The sequence below is a fragment of the Pseudomonas sp. Kh14 genome, assembly GCF_900291005.1.
GTDB classification, from domain to species: domain Bacteria; phylum Pseudomonadota; class Gammaproteobacteria; order Pseudomonadales; family Pseudomonadaceae; genus Aquipseudomonas; species Aquipseudomonas alloputida.
Genome location: NZ_OLKJ01000161.1, coordinates 1 through 261 on the forward strand (window position 1 = coordinate 1; position 261 = coordinate 261).

The following is a 261-nucleotide window of genomic DNA, read 5'->3' on the forward strand; positions in this document are numbered from 1 at the left end:
CCATAGGTCACATAGACCATGGTAAAACAACACTAACCTCTGCAATAACAAAAGTTCTATCAACCTTAGGTAAAACTCAATATAAAGATTTCTGGTCAATTGATAATGCTCCAGAAGAAAAAGCAAGAGGAATAACAATAAATATCTCTCATGTTGAGTATGAAACAGAGAAAAGACACTATGCTCACATAGATTGTCCAGGACATGCTGACTACATCAAAAATATGATAACAGGTGCTGCTCAGATGGATGGTGCTATCC

General features: G+C 36.4%; 1 protein-coding gene. It reads left to right on the forward strand.

All coding sequences use genetic code 11. The features are described from left to right. Positions 1-2 precede the first annotated feature (2 nt). On the forward strand, positions 3-261 hold a 259-nt coding region (locus FQ668_RS27685), incomplete at its 3' end, for a GTP-binding protein (protein WP_256677685.1).